The organism is Anabaena sp. 90 (assembly GCF_000312705.1).
GTDB classification, from domain to species: Bacteria; Cyanobacteriota; Cyanobacteriia; order Cyanobacteriales; family Nostocaceae; genus Dolichospermum; species Dolichospermum lemmermannii.
This window is the reverse complement of sequence record NC_019427.1, coordinates 1,087,827-1,105,985: the sequence shown is the minus strand read 5'-3', so window position 1 is coordinate 1,105,985 and position 18,159 is coordinate 1,087,827. Positions and strand designations below refer to the sequence as shown.

Here is an 18,159-nt window from a genome sequence, read left to right as displayed (position 1 = left end):
AGAACAATAACTACTCTAATTGTTTTATTTGTACCATAAATTGGGATAAATACGCGAGTATTATCCTAGATCAAATTAAAACTTCTGATTGAATTAAATATAATTTGCAGAAAAAATTATCTATAAACAGAGAGAACAAAAAAATCCGCGTTTATCTGCGTTTATCTGCGTTCGATGCTATCCTTCAAAATAGTAATTAAATAAGAACTGTTATATATCATTAACTTATTCCTTATTTCCTATTCCCAGTTCCCTAAAACTAAAAAACTTTGTACCTAAGATCACAAGAACTGCTATATAATATTTGTATATTCTAGATGAGAATAGTCAGTAACCCAGCCCTAAAGGGACTGGGCTTGCAAGAGTAATCAAGCAAGCCGTACTGACCAGACCACCCTGAGTTTACTCTCATGGTAGCCGTTATTTGAGTCACGACACCCTGGAATGCGTAGCTAGTTCCCTGCTCTGTCGCTGGCAATTAAACAGTTTTAAGGTCACTGAAACAGTGTTGCCAGCCTAACAAGCTCTTATAACAGGTCGAAGCTAACATTACCCCGCAAGGGAGTTGGTTTCCAGGTTCCAATCAAAAATCTGGTTTCAATTTTAAGATTCACAGCGGTTAAAACCGCTCGTGCCGTTTCCTTCTCAGGGCTAAAGCCACTGAGTTTCCCACTTACCGGGTATTCTTATGATTAAGAGGCAGAGCCTCTGTAATAGCATTCCCAGTCAGAGACTGGGAACGAGGTGATACTATCTTTTTTTGGAATTATGGGGGCGTTGTTGGGGATGATCTCCATTTTTGGGGACATTAGCAGAATTTAATTGTTTGCGGCCATTAGTAATAATTTTTAACATTTCCTGTATATCCTGTTCAATATTAGCCAGAACGTTATCGGCGTATTTATCAGCACCATCTTCAATTTCTTCAGCTTGAGAAATTGCAGTTTGACGCATTTCTTCTAATTCTTGCTGACAAGCGCGACGTTTACGGTCAATTTCTGCAAGAGTGTCTTGCATCATTGTTTCACAATCGTCCTGCACTTGTCGCCGCAGTTGGTCAGCTTCCCGCTGTGCTTGCCTGACAATATCACTTTCTGCCAAAATTTGCGCTCTTTTTGCTTGGGCTACATCTACAACCTGTTGTCCATATTCTTCCGCTTCTAGAAGAATTTCATTCTTTTGTGCCAAAATATCGAGTGCTTCCTGAAACACCGTTGGCAAAGACAGACGGATGAAATCAAGTTGTTCTAGTAATTTATCTTCATCTATTAAAGTTCGTCCTGTCAGGGGAATCCTCAAACTAGAGAGAACTATGTCCTCTAAGCGGTTGAGTTCCTGCTGAATATCTACCCCTGCTGTTGGTTCTGGATTACCAATGGAGGGGATACCATTCACATACTCTCTTGGGGGAGGATTGTTGCCGTTGTAGTTGGATTCGAGGCTAGGGATTTTTGGTTGTAGCATTGGTATATATCTAGGGCAATGTGTGGGGGAACAAGATGATCAACAGAGCCACCAAACCTGGCAATCTCTTTTACCACACTACTACTTAAAAAACTATACTCATTTGATGTTGCCAGAAAAACTGTCTCGATCTGAGTAGACAATGTTTTATTAGTGTGAGCCATTTGTAGCTCAATCTCAAAGTCAGAAACCGCTCTTAACCCCCGTAACAAAACTTGCGCTTGTTGCATTTGAGCATATTTTACAGTCAAACCGTCAAAGCTGTCTACTCCTACATTTGGTAAATGTTTTGTAGCTAGACGAATTTGCTCTAATCTTTGCTCTACTGTAAACAATGGCATTTTATGGGGATTGCGGAGGACGGCAACAATGACTCGTTCAAATAGGCGACTACTGCGCTGAATAAGGTCTAAATGTCCCAAGGTGATGGGATCAAAACTACCAGGATAAATAGCAATCACAAGGTTATTTTAAGTGATTATATTGACGGATTTTCCACAGAACTTTATTAAATCTAACACAGGAGGTAGGAGTCAGGAGTCAGGAGTCAGGAGTCAGGAGTCAGGAGTCAGGAGTCAGGAGTCAGAAGGAAGAAGGAAGGAGGAAGGAGGAAGGAGGAAGAAGGAAGTCAGGAAGTCAGGAAGGCGTACTATATTATTGTGTTTTATCTCCATAGATTTCATACTCCTATAGGTAATTTTGTATGATAGTGGATTTTTCTGTTTTGCCGTTGGGGTTTTTATTTACTTCCCCTGGTCCGATTGTGGTTAAATTGGGACCAATTGTTATTCGTTGGTATGGGTTGTTGATTGCTTCTGCTGTGTTAATTGGTGTTAGTCTTTCTCAATACCTAGCCAAGCGTCGTCATGTTAATCCCGATTTAATCAGTGATTTATCAATTTGGTTGGTGATTGCAGCTATTCCCGCCGCTAGGTTATATTATGTTTTGTTTCAATGGCCAGAATATTCTCAACATCCAGAACGGATAATTGCAATTTGGCAAGGGGGTATTGCGATTCATGGGGCAATTATTGGCGGGGCGATCGCGGCGTTAATTTTTGCTAGACTGAATAAGGTATCTTTTTGGCAATTGACTGATTTGGTTGCTCCTTCATTAATATTAGGGCAAGCAATTGGTCGGTGGGGAAATTTTTTCAACTCGGAAGCTTTTGGCAGACCAACTAGTTTACCTTGGAAGTTATATATTCCCTCAGATCGTCGTCCTTTGGATTTAGTGAATTTTGAATATTTCCATCCCACTTTTCTTTATGAATCGTTGTGGAATTTAATGGTGTTTGCATTGTTAATAACTTTGTTTTTTCGAGCTTTAGCTAAAAAACCCCGGTTGAAAGTAGGGACGTTATTTTTAGTTTACTGGGTTGCTTATAGCTTGGGACGGGTTTGGATTGAAGGTTTACGCACAGATAGCTTAATGCTAGGACCTTTACGGATGGCACAAATGGTAAGTTTAGGGGGAATGACTTTAGGATTATTTGGTTTAGCTTGGCTATATATATTCAAGCGTTCCTTACCTGATGTTGTTGCTGGGGGGAATGGAGAAAAAAATGCCCCAGAGTAATTAATCTCTAGGGCTTAACCAGGGTGCATCTACCATCTATTTCTACTAGGCAAAGTGGCTGAATCCGGAAGGGTACTAGGGAAATGGTAAAAGTTTTTTTGCAGGGTTTTGCAGGGGGAAATTAATGAGTGAATCTACTAATAATTTGAGTTTTTTCAAGTATCCAAATACCTTAGAGCCTGGGGTTTATATTGTTGGTGCTGGACCGGGAGATCCTGATTTATTAACGGTTAGGGCGCAAAAGTTGTTAGCTGCGGCTGATGTGATTTTATTTGCAGATTCTTTAATTCCCGAACAAATTCTAGATGTTTGTCGTCCAGATGCGGAAATTATCAAAACAGCAAATCGGACTTTGGAAGAAATTGTACCACTGATGATTGATGCCGTGCGATCGCATAAATCTGTGGTAAGATTACACTCTGGTGATCCTAGTCTGTATAGTGCTATTCATGAACAAATGCAGCTATTAGCCGATGCTAATATTCCTTTTGAAGTCATTCCTGGTATCAGTGCTTTTCAAGCTGCCGCAGCTAAACTCAAGATAGAGTTAACTGTGCCTGGTTTAGTGCAGACTATCATCCTGACTCGCATTAGTGGCCGTACCCATGTTCCAGATACGGAAGAGTTAGCAGCTTTAGCAGCACATCGTGCCAGTTTATGTTTATATCTCAGTGTGACTCATATCACTGAAGCCCAAGGGAAATTGTTAGAACATTATGATCCAGATACTCCAGTAGCAATTTGCTATCGCTTAGGCTGGCCAGATGAAAAAATCCGGGTTGTGAATTTAGCACAAATGGCAAATTGTACTCATGAAGAGAAATTACGCCGAACGACACTTTATGTGATTAGTCCTGCACTATTACCAGTAAGTGGGCGCTCGCGCTTGTATCATCCTGAACATAATCATTTATTCCGTTCATCACATAGCCTTGGTTCAGATACAACAGAATTGAGGATGTAGAGGCAAAGTTTATCTCGTTTAAATTGACGAATTTTAAATTAGCTCCACCAGCAATAAAACTCCTACTCTCCGTGCCTCTGCGCCTCTGCGTGCAAAAAAATTAACTCTGCATAACAGCATCCAATAGCAACCCAGCCCCAAACCGAACAGGATCTGTACAAGGTAACTTAGTTTCTGCTATAGTTTGAGCGATCGCATTTTTTGCCTCTACTTCCCCCAAATTCCGAGTATTCAAAGCAATTCCCACCACAGGAACAGGACGAAAAGCCCCCGCACCACTAGCAACAATTTCATACATCCGAATTACTTCCGGTAAAGCTGGAATCGGTATATGAGGATTATTACGGTTGTGAGTTTGTCCCGCTTGATGCACCAATATTAAATGTGTAGGCTGAGAACCCCGAATTAGCGGTAAAGTTGCCGTTGAACCAGGGTGTAAAAGAGAACCCTGCCCCTCAATTTGCAAAATGTCGTAATGTTGACCAAAACGCATTACCAACTGTTCCACCGCACCAGCCGCAAAATCTACCCGCACCGCGTCTAAAGCCACCCCTTCCCCTTCTAACATTAACCCAGTTTGACCAGTGGCCAAAAACTTAGAACGGATACCCCGTAACTTAGCCACCCGGTGTAATTCCAGACTGGTGGACATTTTGCCAATGGCCATATCTGTTCCCACGGTCAATACCCGTCTACAGGGTAAAGTTTGCGCCATTCCTGATGCTACCTCTAAATTAGCCGGCTCTTTGCGAACATCCCAAATTAATTGTCCTGGGTTCAGGAGAGCATTTAATTCCGGTATATTTGCCATTGGTGTATGTAATCCATTTACCAAAGACATTCCCGCTTTCAGGGCATCTTTGATATCCAGCCAATAATCATCAGGAACAGCACCACCTTTAGGCGCAATCCCAATTACCAAAACTTCCGGTTTATACTGTAATGCTGCCGTCACAGATGCCACAATTGGCACATCTCGCTGAATACCTGTTAACTCGACTAAAGATTTACCTACAGTTTCTCTGTCAATCACCGCTACAATGGGGGACTCGCTGTAGCGTAAAATTGATAACCCTGTTTTTCCCTGAACTCCAGTAATTCCCTCATGAAGAAGAATTGCTATTTTTTGATTAAGCGACAGACGCACAATGTTTCACTCCCAAACCAGGTAAATTATTCGGTAAAACTCGCCCATTTTCTACCACAGCACCAGTAAAAGGATCATCAATTAGATTTAAGTGACTATCTAAATCCAAATAATCAGCCAGTGGTGCAAGTTGTAAAGCGGCGGTATTAGCAAGACAACTATCAGAATAACAGCCAAACATGACTTGTAAATTGTGGGCTTTGGCTGTATGAACCATTCGCATAGCTTCGGTGATTCCCCCAGATTTCATTAATTTGATATTAATGCCATCTACATAATTAGCTAACTGGGGAATATCCGCACTGGTAAAGCAACTTTCATCTACAAAAATTGGTAATGAAGAATGTTTTTTTAACTGGGCTAAATTTGCTTCTTCACCTCTTACTAAAGGTTGTTCAACATACTTAATTCCCAAATCAGCTAACCAATTACACATATTAATAGCATCCGTTAAAATCCAGCCTCCATTAGCATCAACAAATACATCTTTTCCGGCGGCTTCTTCCCGTACCGCCAACAACATTTTTTGATCTGCTTCTATTCCCTCGGTTGAACCTAATTTTACCTTGAATAACTGCACATCCATAAATTGTAACCAATCTCGCGTCCTTGCCCTTGCACCTGCTGGAGAATTAATACCAATTGTTACCGATGTTGGCACTATAACATTTTTATCCAGTCCCCACAGTTGCCACAATGGCAAATTCACACGCTTTCCCAGCCAATCATGTAATGCCATATCCACTGCCGCTTTGACTGCGGACGGAATTTGCATTTGTTCTAATAGTGCCTCAATTTCCTGTCGTTGCCAAGGGCTAAAGGATTTAATAATAGGTATGATTTGCTGTAAAGTTTCTTGGATTCTCTCGGTAGATTGCCTGTGGTTGCCTACACCAAAAGGTGATGCTTCTCCCCAACCTGTAATTCCTTCTGCGGTAATTTGTAACCAGATATTTGTTGTTTGTGCTGTTGTCCCGCGACTAATGGTGAGGGGAAATCGTTTGTTGACAGTAAAGGTTTCAAAATTGATTTGCATAAATATATTCAATAGGGAATAGTGCTGACGGGATGACGAAAATGGTTAAGATGCAGACAGAATAAGCCTCATAGCTCTCTCACCCTGTTGATAATACTTCCACTTATTAGGAGATAATCTCAATGGTGACCTAACTAATTCCCTACAATTATCTATGAAATTAACCCAAGATTGGGCATATAATCCAATATAAAAACTACTATGTCTTCTTTCTGTACGTCCATATTCTTTCACTCGACCAATATATTTCTGGATACCTTTGCGTTTAATTTCTTGCCCTTGTATTGTGGCACTCGTATAAGCAATTGATATTAATAAAATTATAGATATTAACCGATTATTTGTAACTTTTGTGTCTTCCAAATTATAACCGCCACTTCTAAAATCACGGAACATTTCTTCTATACAAAATCGCTTCTTATAGGCGGAAATTGCTAATTCCAAACTATCTAAATTAGTTAAAATAAACCACCCTTCCTTTGGGGCTACTCCTAATATCTTGCGTTTCCATTTACAGGCAACATTAAAACTTGTAAAACCATGTTTTTTTGTAACTTTAACTCCGGCTAAAAAGAAAGCAACTCCTGGTGATAAACCTAGATTATTTAAATCCACCCAAATTTCTTTTTTGATTTCTACAAATTCACTCTTTTTAAGTCTTGTACAAAAGCATAAGCCCTGGTCTTTTAACCAATTTGCTAGTTTTATAGAACAAAATTCTCTATCACCTAATCCGCAGATTTTATAGTTATTAAAAATGGGTAAAATTTTCTTCAATATTCGTGATTGCTCCTCAAAGTTACTGCTGCCTAACTTTGGCAATAACTCAAAATATACAGGAAATGCCCTTTGATCCCAAACTATACTAATCATGAATAAATTTATGCGTCCCCAAGCCGTCCTATCCATCACTACATAAATTAATTCTTCATCCTTCAAATATGTTTCTAAAAATGTTTTTACAATCGGAAACCAGATTTTCTCAATTGTTAGGTTTGGTAAAGATAGAAATCTCTGTATTTTTCTTTTCCTACTTTCAAATTTAATCGGAATTGGTAGAGCAGTAGCCAAAGCTTCTAAACTTACTTTTTTCAGTGATTGCAGCAGAATAATCATAATTTTGAGCAAGATATACTCTGCCAGATTCAATTGATTTTTTAGGTGTGTTTTGTAGAATTCAGGTAACATTATCAATAGATAGTCCTTATTGAGAAAAGTGCTTCTATCTTTTTTACCATAAATCTGTATAATCTGTATACGATAAGCTTTTTAGACTATTTCGTCATCCCGTCAGATTAGATTCAGTAATACCTCTACTGTATGACGCATTGATTCGTCTGCAATCCCTTTTGGCTCGATGGTTTGCAGTAAATCTGATATTGATTTGTCACTCTCAATAATTTTTTGCGTCATGTTTCCTATTCTATGACACTGTGTGTACCTCGTTGCACTTATTTTTCTCTGTTACCCCTATTTATTGAGCCGATACGAATCTAGATTGCAGCGAAATCCACTTTTACCCAAATGGGAAATCTTTATTCAACCTCTTTAGCTGGTAATTTCTTTTTCAGAAATCACCTAATTGTTGTTACTGTACCTCATAACAAGGGGAAGTGCTGTAAATGGGAGCGCAAAGTTAAAAATAAAGGTAATGCTGTTTATTCAGTTTAGCTGCGTAACAGCTTATTCTAAATTTTCAGATTCTCAATTCTGACTAAGAATCGCATTAATAATAGTGGCGTTTTGATTGAGATAGGGGGGATCGATTATCTCTCGGTGGACACCATGGGCATAATAATTGATTCGTTGTCCCCTTGTAGCTTGTATCCAATCATCTTCATAATCGTAGTTGCCTTCAGCACGGATGAGATGAATATTGCCATTAATTTGCACATTTTTTAAATCGGAATACCAGAGAAAATTAAAGTATTCCCAGACTTGATTGTAGGTGAGATCGCGTAATTTTTGATTCTCCATAAAGTAACGCCTCAATTCCTGACGTTTGGGATTTAACAAGAAAGTATCAACGCCTTCTATAATTTCTGACATTTCAGCTTGTTGAGCTTCACGACCGCCTCGATAAGTATCTATTAAAATCACATCAGAAACCACGCGATCGCGACTTTCTAACTTTTGAGCCATCAACATTGCCAAAAAACCACCTGCTGAATGTCCCATCAATTTTAAGTCTTGATTTGGTGCTATGTCGTCTATCAATTCTGCATATTTTTCTAAAGTTGCTTCATCGGCTATATATCTGAAAGTATATATAGCATAATCTGTTAAATAATCAGCTAAATTTGCGTAAGCTGCGGCAAAACCAAGAGCTGGCGGAAATATAAAAACTGCTTTTTCTCGTGCTTGATTAAAAACTATATAAGGACGTTCTTTAGGTTGGATATTCATCTCTTTAGCGTAGATGATATATTTACTCAATTCTGCTACTGTTGGTTTTTCATAAATCATCGATAAAGGAATTTCAATTTCTAGTTCTTGATAAATTAATGCCATCAAATTCATGGCTTGTAATGAGTGACCACCTAAATCAAAGAAGTTATCATTCACTCCCACCTTTGATACTTGCAGAACTTGCTGCCAAATGCTTACTAAAATCCTTTCTGAGGAATTGCGGGGAGGTAAATATGGTAATTCTACTATCGATGTTTCATCTGGTTGAGGCAATTTTCGACGGTCTATCTTGCCATTAGGATTTAATGGTAATTCTGACAAGACTACAAAAGCTGAAGGTATCATGTAAGCTGGCAATTTCTGCTGTAGGAAGCGACGCAGTTCGCTAGGAGTCAATGATGAGTTTTTTCTAACTACATAAGCTACTAAGCGTTGGTTTTCAGAAGTATTTGCTTGCAGAATGACAACTGTTTGTTCTACTTGGGGATGAGTATCTAAAAGAAATTCAATTTCTCCTAACTCAATACGTAAACCTCGTAGTTTGACTTGATGATCGATGCGACCAAGATATTCTATATTTCCATCACTTAGGTAACGAGCTAAATCTCCAGTTTTATATAATTTTCCTTCACCAAAGGGATTAGAAATGAATTTTTCATTAGTTAATTCTGGTTGATTGAGGTAGCCTCTAGCTAAAGAGACACCTCCAATATGTAATTCTCCAGCAATGCCAATGGGAACTGGTTGCAAATATTGATCGAGGATGTAAGTTTGAGTATTAGCTATCGGGCGACCAATGGGAATTATTCGACAGTTAGAATCTGGCTGACATTGCCAGCAAGTGGCATCAACTGCTGTTTCCGTTGGCCCGTAAAGATTATGTAATTCACAGTCCAATCGCTCAAAGAATCGTTGAGTTAGTTCATAAGATAGTGTTTCTGCACCACTAAAGACTCGCTTTAAATAACGACAACTTTCTAAGTTTGGTTGTTGCAGAAAAATTCGCAACATTGAGGGAACAAAACATGCTTGAGTGACTTGTTGTTGAGCAATCAAATTAATCAAGTAAGCGATATCTTTATGACCTTCAGGTTTAGCCACTACTAGAGTAGTGCCAGATGTTAAAGACCAAAATATCTCCCAGACTGAAACATCAAAACTTAAAACACCTATATGCAGGATGCAATCACCTGCGATAAGCGGATAAGTATCAATTGTTCGCAATAAGTTATTGCAAATACCCTGATGAGTAATCATCACTCCCTTTGGCTTACCTGTAGAACCAGAGGTATAAATCACATAAGCCAAATTTTCCGCTTTCACCAATTTGACGGGATTGTGTTGACTATAATTAGCAATGATGTGCCAATCACGGTCTAAACACACCACCTCGGCTGAATTTGCTTGTAAAGAGTATACTAGAGACTGCTGGGTTAGTAAAATTGACACTGCCGCATCAGTTAGCATATAAATTAAGCGATCATTCGGATAACTAGGGTCTAAAGGCACATAAGCTCCCCCTGCCTTTAAAATTCCCAGTAGTCCGATTAGCATCTCTATTGAACGCTCAACAAAAATTCCCACCAATACTTCTGGTTCTACACCTTTTGTTCGCAAATAGTGAGCTAATTGATTGGCTTTTTGATTTAATTGTTGATAGGTTAATTGTTGACCTTCAAAAATCACTGCAACTGCATTGGGGTTGCGTTCTACTTGTTCTTCAAATAGGTCATGGATACATTTATCTTGAGGATATGCGACTTCTGTGTTATTCCATTCTATTAGTAACTGATAAAGTTCTTCAGAAGTTAGTAAATTGATTTGTGACAATTGGCAATTAGGATTCTCGACTACTGCCTGAATAATTTGTAAAAAGTGACCGCTCATTCTAGCGATCGTCTCTTCTCGAAATAGATCCGGTTCGTATTCTATAACCAATCTTAAATCGTTGGTATCTTCAAATAAACTCCAACTCAAATCGAATTGAGCAGTTCGAGGTTTTAGTGGGTAAGCTTGATGTTCAATCCCAGGAATTTTTATCACTGCTTTACTGTCTTTACTAAGCAGTGAAAACATCACATCAAATAAAGGATTTCGTGTTAAATCATGTTCTAAATCAAGGGCAGATACTAATTTATCAAAAGGATATTCATTATACTCATAAGCATCAAGACAAGTATTTGTCACTTCTGCTAATGCTTGTTGAAAAGTTCCCACTTTTGGGAGTAAAGTTCTTAAAGCTAGAGTGTTAACATAAAAGCCAATTTGATTTTCTAGGTCTGGATGATTACGTCCAGAAATAGGTATACCAATGACTAAATCATGCTGTCCGGTGTAGCGATGGAGTAATATTTTAAATAAAGTTAAGAGGGTAATAAATAAAGTTGTATGATTCCCAGCAGCAAAAGAGCGTAATTTTTCGCTTAGACTCTGACTAAAATTATAAGTATATATACCAGCTTGAGAAGATTTAAATTGTGGTCTAGGAAAGTCGGTAGGTAAGTTGAGGATGGGTGGTTCTCCAGCAAAGCGATCGCACCAATAATTACATTGTTCTTTTGCCTCCTCACTTTCTAACCACTGATTTTGCCATGCTGTATAATCCTTATATTGCAATGGTAGTGCAGGTAAAGCGGCAGTTTTTTGTTGCGTGCAAGCAGAGTATAAAGTGACGAACTCTTGAAAAATGATGTCGAGCGATCGCGCATCCCCAATAATATGGTGTATAGTCAAACCAAACAAAAATTCCTCTGGCTTTATCTGCACTAACAAAACTCGCATCAAATGTAATTTCTCTAAATCAAAACGCGAGTTTGCTGATTCTTGAATCAAGCTATCAGCTATTGTTTCAGCATCCTTTTGTTCTCTTAAATCTCTAAATACTACTAACTGTTCTTTAGGCACTTCTTCATGTACAATTTGCTGAATGCTACCTGCGATATTTGTAAAAGTAGTACGCAAAATTTCATGGCGGTTTACAATTTGTTGAAAAGCTGCTGTGAATGCGGCAATATCTAAGCTGCCATTAATTCTCATTGCCAACCTAATATTGTAAGCACTAGAATATTCACTTATATGGTGCAGAATCCACATCCGCCTTTGAGCGTGGGATACTTCATAATATTGTTGATTCGGTAGTGAATTTATCATTTTTCTTGTCGTAATTGAATCAAATCAGCTTGTGCTTTTAAAGTGTTTTGAGTAAAAATTTCTCGCAATCGCAATGCAACTCCGAATTGGTTACGTATGTGCGACACTAAGCGCATGGCCTTTAAACTATTTCCTCCTAGCTCAAAAAATGACTGATTAGTATCACTCACCTCTACCTCCAATAATTCAGTCCAAATGGAGGCTAATAAAGCTTCTTGTGGATTAAAGCTAGTAATTTGATGACTTGTTTGAGCAATATTTGCTTCTGCTTTTGGTAGTCCTAGACGATTGATTTTGCCATTTGGTAATAACGGAAAATCTGCCAACTGCATCAAATGATTTGGCTGCATATAAATCGGTAAAACTTGTTTTAATTGGCTGCTAATATGTTGATGATTTATAGCATTCTTTGCCTGATAATATGCAATAACTGTCACTAATTCTTCTTTTTCCTCAGCAATTACCAGTGCTTTTTCTACACCATCAATAGCAGCTAGTGCATCTTCAATTTCTCCCAACTCAATCCGTACTCCATTCAACTTCACTTGCTTATCACTGCGTCCTATCACTTCCACCGTTAAATCCGGTAGCAGTCGTCCCAAGTCTCCTGTGCAATAAACTATATCAGCCCCATGATTCAAAGGATTGGGTATAAAAACAGAATTGGTTAATCTTTGGTCTTGGTAATAGCCTTTTGTTAAATAAGGTGACTTGACGAAAATTTCTCCCACTTCTCCTACAGCACAAGGACGAGTCCCATCAATCACTGCAAACGCCGCCTCTGGCAATGTTTTACCTCCAGGAACTCTGGCATAAGTAATTTTATTCGGGTCAGGAATCCGATGAAAATGTTTGACAAAGGTGGTTTCACTTGCACCATAAATATTGACAAATTCTGTCTGAGAACCAAAAACTTGATGCCATTCACGCAGTTCTTTGACAAATAAAGGTTCTCCTCCCAATACCAAAACTCGTAAATTCTTGAGTAATTGATCAGCATTGGTTAAATTGCGACCAATCTTTAAAAATAGGCGCATCACCGAAGGAACAGTGTGCAGTAAGTTAATCTGCCATTCTCCTAACCGCAGTAATAACTTTTCTAAATCTTCGCGGTCTGTGCTATCAGGAATATAAAGAGTTCCTCCAGAACATAAAGTTACAAGAGTTTCCCTAAGATAAGCATCAAAATTAATTTGTGCGATTTGGAGACAGCGCCAATTAGAATTAATTCCAAATTCTAATTTTTCCCAATTGATGAAGTGACGCAAACTGCCGTGACTACCAAGTATAGCTTTGGGTTCACCTGTTGATCCAGAGGTAAACATAATATAGTTAGAATCATCTGCGTCAGGCATAATTAGAACTTTTTTATCATGATTTGCTTCTACAAGCAAGCATTGATAATTTGTGCCATCCCATTGATAGTATTGCTGAATTTCATGGGCATTTATCACCAATATTTGAGGTGGTTTTGGTAATAATGCTAATCGAGGTTTGATAATATCTAAATTCTCGGAATCGACTACTATCATCGTGGGGGATGTTTTGCTCATCATGCGTAAAGAGCGTTCTTCTGGTTCATCCAAACGCAGAGGTAAATAAATTCCCCCAGCCTTAAATACCGCTAACATTGCTAATACTTGACGATAATCTCCTTCAAGAATTACGCCACAAATATTATCCTTTTGAATGCCTAAATATTTAAAGATGTTAGCCCAAGAGTTAGTAAGTGTATCTAATTCCAGATAGCTTAATTCTCCCTGAGAATAAATAATAGATGTTTTGTCTGGTAAAGCTCTTACTTGCTCGATAAAATCATGGATTACTGTGCGTCTTTCTAAGCGAGGAATTGGTTGAATAAAACTTTCAAAAAAAGCGGTTTCTGTTGGAGATAAAAGAGAAATTTTACAGATTGGTTGGCTAGGATTGTTTAGCATTTCGGTAAGCAACTTATCGAAATGGCTCAGACATTTTTGCATCCTCTCCGCTTGGAATAAATCTGTATTGTAAATTAAATCTAACCTGAGTTGCTCGTTTTGCTCAATAAATACAAAAGACAGGTCAAATTTACTGGTAGGAGTTAGTGAATTTAGGGATTTGATTTGTAATTCTTCTATAGCTATAGGTTGACCAAAATTTTGTAGAAGTAATAACACATCAAACAATGGTGTACGGTTAATCTCTTTAGAAATTGCTAGTTCTTCTACCAAAATATCAAACGGGTAATCAGCGTGTTCAAATGCTTCGGTAACAGTTTGACGAACTTGTGCAAGCAAATTTTTATAACCTTGTTCTGGCTCTATTTGGTCACGCAGAACTAGTGTATTCAGAAATAAACCGATTAAAGATTGCAGTTGAGGATGGTTGCGAGTGGCAATTTCTGTACCAATGGAAATATCGTGTTGACCACTGTAGCGATACAGTAATACTTTTACTGCTGTTAATAGTGCCATAAACAAAGTGCTTTCTCTTTGTTGACAAATCCCTCGCAACCCACAGACTATTTCTGGTTTGAATGTCCAGCTTAAATGTGAACCATTGAAAGTCTTAATAGAAGGTCGTTGAAAATCTGTAGGTAAGTGAATGCGGGGTATTTGCCCATTATCAAGTTTTTGCCGCCAGTAATCTAAGTTTTTTCTATACTCATCACTGCGTAAAATATTAGCTTGCCATGCTGCATAATCTTTGTATTGTATAGACAATTTATCTGGATTTGGCTGTAAGCCTTTAACAAAGTAATTGTAATATTTTAAGCATTCTTTAGCTAATAAATCCATCGACCAGCCATCACAAATAATATGATGGATTTCCATGCACAGAATATATTGTTGCTCTGGGAGCTTATAAATATTAGCTCGTAAAAGTGGGCTATTTTCTAAATCGAAAGGTTCTTGGGATTGTTTAATAATTTCTAGGATGTGGCTTTCAGCATGAGGTTGATTGCTCCAATCTTGAAATCCCACATGAAAAGGACTATGTGCAAGTACCTTTTGCCTCGGTTCACCGTTGATTAATACAAACGATGTCCGCAATGTTTCATGGCGAGCAATCAAAACTTGCATTGCTTTTTCAAAGGCATCAGGGTCAAAATTTCCTTTTATTTTGAGTGTAGACACAATATGATAAGCCACATTGTTTAGATCCATCTGTTGCAACACAAAGAAACGTTTTTGTGCATGAGATGTTTCATAATTTTCTTGCTTAGATAAATGGGGAATTACCTGAACATTAATAGGTGTACTAGCAGTTAATAACTCTGCTTGTTCTGCTATTGTCGGATGCAAAAATACTTGTTTGATTTGAAAAGAAAGACCCAATTTTTCTTGAATCTGATTGACTAGAGCAATTGCTTTAAGGCTGTGTCCTCCTAAATCAAAGAAGTTATCATTCACTCCCACCTTTGATACTTGCAGAACTTGCTGCCAAATGCTTACTAAAATCCTTTCTGAGGAATTGCGGGGAGGTAAATATGGTAATTCTACTATCGATGTTTCATCTGGTTGAGGCAATTTTCGACGGTCTATCTTGCCATTAGGATTTAATGGTAATTCTGACAAGACCACAAAAGCTGAAGGTATCATGTAAGCTGGCAATTTCTGCTGTAGGAAGCGACGCAGTTCGCTAGGAGTCAATGATGAGTTTTTTCTAACTACATAAGCTACTAAGCGTTGGTTTTCAGAAGTATCTGCTTGCAGAACTACAACTGTTTGTTCTACTTGGGGATGAGTGTCTAAAAGGAATTCTATTTCTCCTAACTCAATACGTAAACCTCGTAGTTTAACTTGATGATCGATGCGACCAAGATATTCTATATTTCCATCACTTAGATAACGTGCCTTATCTCCAGTTTTATATAATTTACCTTCACCAAAAGGATTAGAAATGAATCTTTCATTAGTTAATTCTGGCTGGTTGAGGTAGCCTCTAGCTAATTGTACACCCCCAATATGTAATTCTCCAGCAATGCCAATGGGAACTGGTTGTAAATATTGATCGAGGATGTAAGTTTGAGTATTAGCTATCGGGCGACCAATGGGAATTACCTGGTAATTAGATTGTGGCTGACACTGCCAGCAAGTAGCATCAACTGCTGCTTCTGTTGGGCCATAAAGATTATGTAATTCACAGTCCAATCGCTCAAAGAATCGTTGAGTTAGTTCATAAGATAGTGTTTCTGCACCACTAAAGACTCGCTTTAAACAACGACAACTTTCTAAGTTTGGTTGTTGCAGAAAAATTCGCAACATTGAGGGAACAAAAAATACTTGAGTAACTTGTTGTTGAGCAATTAAATTAATCAGGTAAGCTATATCTTTGTGACCTTCGGGTTTAGCCACTACTAAAGTAGTGCCAGATGTTAAAGACCAGAAGATTTCCCAGACTGAAACATCAAAACTTAAAACACCTATATGCAGGATGCAATCACCTGCGATAAGCGGATAAGTATCAATTGTTCGCAATAAATTATTGCAAATACCTTTATGGATATTCATCACTCCCTTTGGCTTACCTGTAGAACCAGAGGTATAAATCACATAAGCCAAATTTTCCGCTTTCACCAATTTGACGGGATTGTGTTGACTATAATTAGCAATGATGTGCCAATCACGGTCTAAACACACCACCTCGGCTGAATTTGCTTCTAAAGAGTCTACTAGAGACTGCTGAGTTAGTAAAATTGACACTGCCGCATCAGTTAGCATATAAATTAAGCGATCGCTCGGATAACTAGGGTCTAAAGGCACATAAGCTCCCCCTGCCTTTAAAATTCCCAGTAGTCCGATTAGCATCTCTATTGAACGCTCAACAAAAATTCCCACCAATACTTCTGGTTCTACACCTTTTGTTCGCAAATAGTGAGCTAATTGATTGGCTTTTTGATTTAATTGTTGATAGGTTAATTGTTGACCTTCAAAAATCACTGCAACTGCATTGGGGTTGCGTTCTACTTGTTCTTCAAATAGTTGATGGATACATTTATCTAAAGGATAGTCAGTCTGAGTATCGTTCCACTCTACCAATAACTGATGTCGTTCTGCTTGTGTCAATAACGGTAGTTCAGCTATCTGCTGCTGGGGATTAGCAACAATCGCTGTTAATAAGGTCTGCAAATGACCAGCCATCCGCACAATTGTGTCGCCTGTAAAACGACTAGTATCGTAACTAAATTTTATGAGCAACTCTTGTTTGGGTATTGCTGCTACGGTCAAAGGATAGTTTGTCTGTTCAAAATTCTCCACCTTGCTGACTGGCAATAATTGATTTGGCTCCTCTGACAAGCTATCCATAGGATAGTTCTCAAACACTACCAAGCTTTCAAATAACGGAACTCCTGGTGGTACATCACTCATGTTTTGTACTTCTGCCAGAGTACTATAAGTGTACTCCTGAAGTTCTGCTTGCTTTTGTTGCAATTGTTGTAGCCAAGGTATAATTAATTCTGATTTGGGGGTGGATACTCGCAGTGGTAAGGTATTAATAAACAACCCCACCATGTTTTCTACCATCGGCAAACTGGCAGGACGACCGGAAACTGTGACACCAAATAAAACTTCAGACTCTCCACTTCCACTGTAGCGACTGAGGAGAATAGCCCAGGCTGCTTGGATCAAAGTTGATAAAGTCAGACCATATTGCAAACCCAAAGATTGCAATCCTTTAGTGGTAGCGCGGGATAAATGCAATTCCTGTTCTTGATAAGTTGGTTGTACTCCAGAGTTACTAAGCTGGGGTCGGTCTACCACTAGTGGGGTAGGAGCAGTGAAGCCCTTAAGGGTGCGCCGCCAAAACATTTCCGCAACAGATAAGTCTTGCTGCTGTAACCAAATAATGTAGTCTTGATAAGGACGAGGAGAAGGAAGATAGCAGTTTTGACCTTGAGAGTAAGCAGTATAGAAGGTTAAAACTTCTTTATAAATTATGGGTAAGCACCAACCATCTAACAGGATATGATGCCAATTCCAAAGAAATTTATAGCTTTGATCAGATAGCCGAATTAATGTACAGCGCATCAAAGGTGCTTGATTGAGTTGAAATCCTTCTTGATATTCTGTTTGCAGTAAAGAATCTAGACGCTGTTGTTGCTCTATGGAGGAAAGGTTTCGCCAATCTTGATAGTTCCAAGGTAAATCCACCTGCTTTCGCACTACTTGTAGAGGTTGTTGACGCTTCTCCCAGAGAAAAAGAGTCCGCAACACCGAGTAGCGTTCTACGACTTGTTCCCAAGCTCGTTTAAAAGCAATAACGTTAATGTCTGTACAGATAGTGATTAGCGTTTGATTGCAATAAACTCCTGAGTCTGGAGCATAAATGCTATGAAAGAGCATCCCCTGTTGCATGGGGGAGAGAGGATAAATTGACTCTACGTTTTTGTTTTTCTGAGATTTTTCAACTAACATTGTCGTTTCTAT

10 protein-coding genes are annotated in these 18,159 nt (G+C 38.5%); 3 read left to right on the top strand and 7 right to left on the bottom strand.

Features of this window, described 5'->3' with window-relative positions:
- Positions 1-750: 750 nt before the first annotated feature.
- Positions 751-1,464 (bottom strand): DivIVA domain-containing protein, encoded by a 714-nt coding sequence (locus ANA_RS04905; RefSeq protein WP_041457704.1) that lies wholly within the window; start codon positions 1,462-1,464, stop codon positions 751-753.
- Positions 1,392-1,925, bottom strand: coding sequence for a pantetheine-phosphate adenylyltransferase (coaD, locus tag ANA_RS04900; protein ID WP_015078948.1), 534 nt, complete (start codon positions 1,923-1,925; stop codon positions 1,392-1,394). Before coaD ends, ANA_RS04905 begins: the two co-directional genes overlap by 73 nt.
- 22 nt (positions 1,926-1,947) lie before the next feature.
- Between coaD and ANA_RS25630 the strand changes: the two genes are divergently transcribed.
- The 3 genes from ANA_RS25630 (at position 1,948) to cobM (ending at position 4,007) form a co-directional block, all read left to right on the top strand.
- On the top strand, positions 1,948-2,157 hold the full coding sequence (locus ANA_RS25630; protein ID WP_200863841.1) for a hypothetical protein: 210 nt from the start codon (positions 1,948-1,950) through the stop codon (positions 2,155-2,157).
- A gap of 10 nt (positions 2,158-2,167) precedes the next feature.
- Positions 2,168-3,043: a prolipoprotein diacylglyceryl transferase gene (lgt, locus tag ANA_RS04895; RefSeq protein WP_015078946.1), complete on the top strand. Its 876-nt coding sequence runs from the start codon at positions 2,168-2,170 to the stop codon at positions 3,041-3,043.
- A 124-nt stretch (positions 3,044-3,167) separates the two neighbouring features.
- A complete protein-coding gene (cobM, locus tag ANA_RS04890) occupies positions 3,168-4,007 on the top strand; it encodes a precorrin-4 C(11)-methyltransferase (RefSeq protein ID WP_015078945.1) in 840 nt (279 codons plus the stop codon).
- A 100-nt stretch (positions 4,008-4,107) separates the two neighbouring features.
- On the opposite strand, the gene ANA_RS04885 is transcribed toward cobM, so the two are convergent.
- The 5 genes from ANA_RS04885 to ANA_RS04865 all read right to left on the bottom strand — a co-directional run bounded on the left by ANA_RS04885 (position 4,108) and on the right by ANA_RS04865 (position 18,147).
- Positions 4,108-5,154, bottom strand: coding sequence for a DUF1611 domain-containing protein (locus ANA_RS04885; RefSeq protein ID WP_015078944.1), 1,047 nt, complete (start codon positions 5,152-5,154; stop codon positions 4,108-4,110).
- Positions 5,138-6,190, bottom strand: coding sequence for a dipeptide epimerase (locus ANA_RS04880; protein ID WP_015078943.1), 1,053 nt, complete (start codon positions 6,188-6,190; stop codon positions 5,138-5,140). The genes ANA_RS04885 and ANA_RS04880 overlap by 17 nt, the downstream gene beginning before the upstream one ends.
- Positions 6,191-6,235: 45 nt before the next feature.
- On the bottom strand, positions 6,236-7,378 hold the full coding sequence (locus ANA_RS04875; RefSeq protein ID WP_015078942.1) for an IS4-like element ISAsp10 family transposase: 1,143 nt from the start codon (positions 7,376-7,378) through the stop codon (positions 6,236-6,238).
- 516 nt (positions 7,379-7,894) lie between these two features.
- The gene (locus tag ANA_RS04870; protein ID WP_015078941.1) at positions 7,895-11,749 is read right to left on the bottom strand and encodes a non-ribosomal peptide synthetase; all 3,855 of its coding nucleotides are present in this window, start codon (positions 11,747-11,749) and stop codon (positions 7,895-7,897) included.
- Positions 11,746-18,147: a non-ribosomal peptide synthetase gene (locus ANA_RS04865; RefSeq protein WP_015078940.1), complete on the bottom strand. Its 6,402-nt coding sequence runs from the start codon at positions 18,145-18,147 to the stop codon at positions 11,746-11,748. Before ANA_RS04865 ends, ANA_RS04870 begins: the two co-directional genes overlap by 4 nt.
- Positions 18,148-18,159: the final 12 nt, after the last annotated feature.